This is a genomic window from Micromonospora sp. NPDC002411, assembly GCF_053592955.1.
In genome coordinates this window covers 1-6,892 of the sequence record NZ_JBSFBM010000349.1, presented here as the reverse complement: position 1 = coordinate 6,892, position 6,892 = coordinate 1, and the positions used below count along the sequence as shown (strand labels likewise).

Annotated in this window: 8 protein-coding genes; 7 read left to right on the top strand and 1 reads right to left on the bottom strand. The window is 71.3% G+C overall.

The features are described 5' to 3' along the window. Positions 1-60 precede the first annotated feature (60 nt). From ACWCO3_RS29145 to ACWCO3_RS29120, 6 genes are read left to right on the top strand one after another with little or no spacing between them, the layout of a single operon-like run. Positions 61-921, top strand: coding sequence for an STAS domain-containing protein (locus tag ACWCO3_RS29145; RefSeq protein WP_145778100.1), 861 nt, complete (start codon positions 61-63; stop codon positions 919-921). Then, entirely contained in the window at positions 921-1,331 is a 411-nt protein-coding gene (locus ACWCO3_RS29140) for an STAS domain-containing protein (protein WP_088986824.1), read from the top strand. The genes ACWCO3_RS29145 and ACWCO3_RS29140 overlap by 1 nt, the downstream gene beginning before the upstream one ends. Further along, positions 1,328-1,747, top strand: a complete 420-nt coding sequence (locus tag ACWCO3_RS29135; RefSeq protein WP_145778099.1) for an anti-sigma regulatory factor — start codon at positions 1,328-1,330, stop codon at positions 1,745-1,747. Before ACWCO3_RS29140 ends, ACWCO3_RS29135 begins: the two co-directional genes overlap by 4 nt. Next, on the top strand, positions 1,735-2,757 hold the full coding sequence (locus ACWCO3_RS29130) for a SpoIIE family protein phosphatase (RefSeq protein ID WP_450013095.1): 1,023 nt from the start codon (positions 1,735-1,737) through the stop codon (positions 2,755-2,757). Before ACWCO3_RS29135 ends, ACWCO3_RS29130 begins: the two co-directional genes overlap by 13 nt. Continuing rightward, positions 2,754-4,115 carry a sensor histidine kinase gene (locus tag ACWCO3_RS29125; RefSeq protein WP_450013093.1) on the top strand — a complete coding sequence of 454 codons (1,362 nt, stop codon included), beginning with the start codon at positions 2,754-2,756 and terminating at the stop codon, positions 4,113-4,115. Before ACWCO3_RS29130 ends, ACWCO3_RS29125 begins: the two co-directional genes overlap by 4 nt. Positions 4,116-4,127: 12 nt before the next feature. Then, positions 4,128-5,657: a SpoIIE family protein phosphatase gene (locus tag ACWCO3_RS29120; protein ID WP_357843033.1), complete on the top strand. Its 1,530-nt coding sequence runs from the start codon at positions 4,128-4,130 to the stop codon at positions 5,655-5,657. A gap of 10 nt (positions 5,658-5,667) precedes the next feature. Here ACWCO3_RS29120 and ACWCO3_RS29115 read toward each other — a convergent pair whose 3' ends face one another. Next, a complete protein-coding gene (locus ACWCO3_RS29115; RefSeq protein ID WP_450013090.1) occupies positions 5,668-6,432 on the bottom strand; it encodes an AraC family transcriptional regulator in 765 nt (254 codons plus the stop codon). Positions 6,433-6,526: 94 nt separating this feature from the next. Here ACWCO3_RS29115 and ACWCO3_RS29110 point away from each other — a divergent pair, with 94 nt between their 5' ends. After that, on the top strand, positions 6,527-6,868 hold the full coding sequence (locus tag ACWCO3_RS29110) for a maleylpyruvate isomerase N-terminal domain-containing protein (protein WP_450013088.1): 342 nt from the start codon (positions 6,527-6,529) through the stop codon (positions 6,866-6,868). Positions 6,869-6,892: the final 24 nt, after the last annotated feature.

The following is a 6,892-nucleotide window of genomic DNA, read 5'->3' as shown; positions in this document are numbered from 1 at the left end:
GGCCGCTCCCCGGCTGGCCCAGCTGCGACCCGGGCCCGGTCCAGGTCAAGGGGGTTCGAAATGGCGTTGAGCACCGAAGAAAGTGGTCGGCTCGCCGCGCTGCTCAGCGAGCAGAACGAACGGGTCACGACTCGGTGGACCGAGATCGTCACCAGTTCGTTGCGAGGCCGGCTGAGTCAGGCCGAGCTTCGCCGGCAGGTCCAGGACCTGCACCGCGCCATCGTCGCCACCGGCGAGCAGGGCAGCATCGATTTGTCCGCCGACCATGCCACCGAGCTGCGCGCCGCGCTCTCCGAACTGTCCCGTGGTCGGGCCCGGCAGGGTTTCTCCGCCACCGAGACCACGATCAGCGTGTTCGCGCTCAAGGACGTGCTGGCCGAGCTGGTGCAGGAGGCCGGCGGCACCAGCGCGCTGACCGACTTCGTCGCCTTCTCCAAGCTGGTCGACGACATGGGCCTCTACACCTTCGAGAGCTTCGTCCGCACCCGGGAGAGCCTGATCGCCGATCAGGCCGAGCAGCTGCTCGAACTCTCCACGCCGGTGGTCAAGCTCTGGGAGGGCGTGGTCGCCGTCCCGCTGGTCGGCACCCTGGACTCGGCCCGCGCCCAGGTCGTGATGGAGCGGCTGCTGCAGACCCTGGTCGACACCGGCTCCCCGTACGCGATCATCGACATCACCGGTGTCCCGGCGGTGGACACCCAGGTCGCCCAGCACATCCTGAAGACCGTGGTGGCGGCCCGGCTGATGGGCGCCGACTGCATCATCTCCGGCATCCGTCCGCAGATCGCGCAGACCATCGTGGCGCTCGGCATCGAGTTCGGCGACATCGCCACCAAGGCGAGCCTCGCCGACGCGCTGCGCCACGTGCTGCGGCTGACCGGGGTGGAGACGGCCCGCCGCCAACCGCGTCGGGGCATCTGATGGAACGCGTACCGATCCTCAAGATCGGCGACATCCTGCTCGTCTCCATCCAGGTGGACATGTCCGACCAGACGGCGGTCGCGCTCCAGGAGGACCTCGCCGAACGGATCGTGGACACCGGCTGCCACGGCGTCATCATCGACATCACCGCGCTGGACATCGTCGACTCCTTCGTCGGCCGGATGCTCTCCACCATCGCGTCGATCTCCAAGGTGCTCGACGCCGAGACGGTGGTGGTCGGAATGCGCCCCGCCGTGGCCATCACCCTCGTCGAACTGGGGCTGTCGCTGAACGGCATCCGTACCGCGCTGAACGTCGAGCGCGGCATGGAGCTCATCGCGGCGGCGCACGACGACGGGTTCGACGACGAGCTTGAGGACGAGCCGGACGCCGAGACGGCCACGCCGTGACCGCGGGCATCGACCTGGGCCACCCGCAGGCGCAGTCGGTCCGCAGCGATGAGGACGTGGTACGCGTCCGGCAGTTGGTCCGGTCCGTGGCGGTCGCCGTCAAGCTGTCCCTCGTCGACCAGACCAAGGTGGTCACCGCGGCGAGCGAACTGGCCCGTAACACCCTCGTGTACGGGGGCGGCGGCTCGGTCGAGGTGGCGACCGTGGACAACGGCCGGCGCAAGGGCATCCGGATCGTCTTCGCCGACTCCGGGCCCGGCATCGCCGACCTGGATCTGGCCCTGACCGACGGCTACACCACCGGCGGTGGCCTCGGCCTCGGCCTCAGCGGGTCCCGCCGCCTCGTCGACGAGTTCGAGATCGAGACCTCGGCGGAGACCGGCACGCGCATCACGGTCACCAAGTGGTCACGGTGAACGCCGAGGCGGTCACCGACAGTGGCATCTGGTTCCGGGTGGAGGCCAGCAGCGCGGCGAGCGCCGTCCGGCGGGCCGCCGAGCGCCTCGGTGCGCAGGTCGGGATCGGTGAGGTCCGTATCGCCGATCTGGCCATCGTCGCCGCCGAGCTGACCAGCAACCTGGTCAAGCACGCCGACGAAGGGGTGCTGCTGCTCCGGCCGGTGCGCCGGGCCGGGCAGGCCGGCGTGGAGTTGGTGGCGATCGACTCCGGGCCGGGGATGGCCGACCTGACCGTCTCGTCCCAGGACGGCCACTCCACCACCGGCACGCTCGGCATCGGTCTGGGCGCCATCGTGCGGCAGGCCAGTTGGTTCGACGGATTCTCGCTGCCCGGCCGGGGGACGGTGTTCGCCGTACAGGTCTGGCCGGCGGAGCCCGCGCGGCCGTCCTGGGCCGGCGCCCTGACCCGGCCGATCACCGGCGAGACGGTCAGCGGCGACGGGTACGCCGTCCGGGTCGCCGACGGGCGACACCAGGTACTGGTCAGCGACGGGCTGGGGCACGGCTCGTTGGCCGCCGCCGCAACCGACGCAGCGCTTGCCGCGTTCCGCAACGCCCCGGCCGGCCCACCGGCAGCGGTGGTCGCTCACCTGCACCGGAGCATGTCGCACACCCGAGGCGCCGCGCTCGCGGTCGCCGAACTCGCGCCGGAGGCAGGCGTGCTGCGCTACGCCGGCCTGGGCAACATCGCCGGTGTGATCGTCGAAGAGGGCGGCCGCCGTCGCGGGCTGGTGTCGCTTCCCGGCATCGCCGGCCACCAACGGCCGACCATCCGGGAGTACGACTACCCGCTCGGTCCGGGCTCCCGCCTGGTGATGCACAGCGACGGGGTGGCCGACCGTTGGCGGTTGGAGGACTACCCGGGTCTGGCGGAGCGCTCTCCGCTCGTCGTGGCGGCAACCCTCCTGCGCGACGCGGGTGTGCGACGCGACGATGCCTGCGTGCTCGTGGCAAGGTCCTGGACATGACCGGCGAGCCGGCCGCACAGCCGCTGCTCCAGATGGCGCTGCGGGTCGAGCAGGACATCTTCGTGATCCGTCAGCGGGGCCGCGAGGTGGCCGCCGTGGTGGGCCTCGAACACCAGGACCAGGTTCGGATCGCCACCGCACTCAGCGAGGTGGCCCGGGACCTGCTGGGGATGTCCGGCGGCGCGGACGTCAGCTTCCACATCGACGCGGGTGCCGACGGCCGACACCACCTGCGCGCCGACCTCGCCCCGGTGACCCCGTTGCCCGCCGGCCACTACCAACCGCAGTCCGGCGCGGTGTCCCGACTGGTTGACACGTTGGGCGTGGCGACCGTCGAGGGGGTTACGGTCGTGAGGATGTCCCGACGAGTCCCGGCCAACGCGCCGATCCCGACCCCGGAGCGGTTGGCCGAGTTCCGCAGCGAACTCGGCCGTATCGCCCCGGCCAGCGCGTTGGACGAGTTGACAGCGCAGAACGGGCAGCTCATCGCGGCGCTCGACGAGGTACGCAGCCAACGTGACGAGCTGGCCGTGCTCAACGAGGAACTGGCCGAGACCAACCGTGGTGTGCTGGCGCTCTACAACCAGCTCACCGAGGAATTGGAGGAGACCAACCGAGGGGTCGTCGCCCTCTACGCCGAACTGGACGAGAAGTCGGCCCAACTGCGGGCGGCGAGTGAGTCGAAGAGCCGGTTCCTCGCCAACGTGAGCCACGAGCTGCGCGCCCCGGTCACCGCGATCATCGGGTTGGGGCGGCTGCTCACCGACTCCGCCTCCGACCCACTCACCGACGAGCAGGGCCGCCAGGTCGACCTGATCCGCTCGTCGGCGGCCGACCTGCTCAATCTGGTCAACGAGCTGCTGGACCTGGCGAAGGCGGAGTCCGGCCGGATCGAGCTGGACCTCTCGGACGTCGACCTGCGCCCGGTCTTCGGTCAACTGCGCGGCACACTGCGCGCGCTGGCCACCCGTCCGGAGGTGGAGCTGGTCGTGGAGGAGCCCAGCGCACCGGCTCTGCTGCGCACCGACGAGGTGCTGCTCGGCCAGGTGCTGCGCAATCTGCTGCACAACGGATTGAAGTTCACCGAGCGCGGCGAGGTGCGACTGCGCGCCGACCGGCAGGGCGACAGGTGGACGTTCGAGGTCAGCGACACCGGGCCGGGCATCGCCCCCGAGCTGCACGACCGGATCTTCGAGGAGTTCTACCAGGTGCCGGGCGCCACCCGGGTCGGCGGCACCGGCCTCGGCCTGCCGTACGCCCGACGGTTGGTGACGCTGCTCGGCGGGACCCTGGAGCTGACCAGCGAGCCGGGCCGGGGCAGCACATTCCACGTCTCCCTACCCGTTGGCGGAGCGTGAGGCGTGGACGGCATGCCGGCGACCGTCCTGGTGGTCGATGACAGTCGTACCAAGCGCTACCTGCTGGTCAGCTGGCTGACCCGGGCCGGGTTCACAGTGCTCGAGGCCGAGAACGGCGCCGAGGCGTTGGCCCGGGTCGAGGTGGACCGGATCGACCTCGTCGTCCTCGACGTCCGGCTGCCCGACCTCAGCGGCTACGAGGTCTGCGAACAGATCAAGGTCCGTCACCCGGCGATGCCGGTGATCCACGTGTCGGCGCACGCCGTGGACGTCGCCGACCGGGCCCAGGGACTGACCCGGGGCGCGGACGCGTACCTGACCGAGCCGATCGAGCCGGAAGAGTTGATCGCCACCACCCGGGCGGTCCTGCGTTACTACCAGGCCCGGCAACGCGCCGAACTGCTCGCCGAGCGACTGCTCGGCCTGGCCGACACGACAGTGGCGGTGCACGCCGCGCCGACCTTCGCACGCCTGCTGGAGGCCGCCGCCGAAGGCGCCGCACAGATCTTCAAGAGCCCGGCGGCAGTGATCGCCGAGACGTTCGACGGGGACTGTCTCGCGGGGATCTGCGCCGCCCCCGGCGAGGCCGCCACAGTGGTGCCGTGGGTGGTGGACGACACCGGAGTGCCGACCGGCGCCACCGTCCGGGTGGAGGCCCCGGCGGACTGGGCGCTGGTTGACTGGCCGGCGGGCGACACGGTGACTGTCGCCGCCGCGAAGCTGCGCGAGGACCGGGCCCCGCTGTACGTGGTGGTCCCGACCGCCACCCAGACCGCGCGAACCCCGGTGCTCAAGCAGCTCGCTCAGGCGGTGGCGGCGGCCGTGGAGGGGCAGCGCTCGTTCGACGAGGAGCACCGGATAGCGGTGACCCTCCAGCGCAGCCTGCTCCCGCGCGGCCTTCCCGACGTGGCCGGGTTGGACCTCGCCGTGCGCTACGAGCCGGCCAGCGCCCAGACCGAGGTGGGCGGCGACTTCTACGAACTGGTGATGCTCGACGGGCACCTGCTGCTGGCGATCGGGGACGTGGCCGGCCACTCGCTGCACGCGGCGACAGTGATGGCCGAGCTGCGGCACGCGGTGCGGGCGTACGCGGTCGAGGGGCACCAGCCCGGCGAGATCCTGCACCGGGTCAACGAGCTGATGCGGACACTGCTGCCGAACGAGTTGGCCACGCTCTGCGTACTGCTGCTGCACCCACCGACCGGTCGGGTCCGGCTGGCCAGCGCCGGGCATCTTCCGCCGGTGCTCAGCCTGGACGGCAAGATCGAGTTCGTGCAGCACTCCGCACCGCTGCTCGGCGTCCGGGCACCTCGCCCGCCCGACCTGGAGTTCGTGCTGCCGGCCGGGGCCACGCTGGTGTTCTACACCGACGGGCTGATCGAGCGACGGGACGCGACAATCGACGAGGGGCTGGCCGCCCTCGCCGCGGTCTCCACCACTGTCGACGAGGACCTGGACCGCTTCTGCGCCCGGTTGCTGGTGGAGCTGGCCCCACCGGAGATCCAGGACGACGTCGCAGTGGTCGTCCTGCGCCGCCGCTGAGCGCGGGTGGTCAGCGCACCGACCGGGCGTACGCGGCGGGAGACACCCCGGCCACCGCGGTGAAGTCGCGCACCAGGTGGGCCTGGTCGCTGTAACCGAGGTCGGCGGCAAGGTCCGCCCAGCTCAGAGGGCCACCGGCAGCCTGTTCGACGGCCTCCTGGAGTCGGTAGCGGCGGATCACCCACTTCGGCCCGACGCCCACGTACTCCAGGAAGAGCCGTTGCAACCGGCGGACCGGAACGTCGTGCCGCGCGGCAAAGTCGCCGACCCGCAGCACCGTCCGGTCGGTGCGGATCGCCTCGGCCAGCCGGGTGGCCTCCTCGGCCACCGGATCCGGTGTGGGCTCCCAGGCGCTGAGCAGGGCGTCCAGGGCCTCGCAACGCTCCTCGTCGGTGCCCGCGCACATCCCGATCCCGGGGGATGCCAGGCGGCCCGTGGGCAGCGGCACCCGCCGGCCGGTCAGCTCACTCACCGGACGCTGCCAGAACGGGTGGAAGCCGCCGGGGCGGAACTGCACCCCGCACACGCGGCCGGTGCCGGTCAGGGTGATCCGGAACAGGTCACGACCCACACCCGCCACCTCGCCGGACGCGGCCCCGCTGCCGCTGCCGCTGCCGCTGCCGCTGCCGTCGCCGTCCCGCCGGAACACCACGTTCACCGCCGGGTGCGGCACGACCCGTTGCTCGAACGGTGTGTGCAACGCCCAGTCGATCAGCCAGTAGTGCTCGACCCAGCGGCGTAGCGGCTCCGCCGGCAGGTGCCGTCGGAAGCGCACCTCGCGCAGCATGCGCCCGGGGTCGAGAATCCCCCGGCTATCGCCACGCGGTCGCTGTCGCATTTGTTCAAGACCACCCTCATACGCTGGCCCTATGACCACTCAGACTAGCGATCTGCTGGCGGCTGCCGCGCCGCGAACCGTCGACGTGGTGCGTGGCATCACCGACGACCAGCTCGACCTGCCCACGCCCTGCCGTGACTACGTGGTGCGTGACCTGCTCAACCACCTCTTCGAAGTGGTGGTCAACTTCCAGGGGCTGGCCGCGAAGCGGCCGGTGGAATGGGCCGAGAAGCCCGACCACCTCGGTGACGGCTGGCGGGACCGGTTCGAGGTGGAGACCGACCGGTTGGTCGCGGCGTGGTCGGATCCGTCCACACTGGAAGGCGTGTCGCCGGGTATGGGCCTGCCGCAGACCGTCGTGGGCAGTCGCTGATACTGCAACTGTGGCAGAGTGACG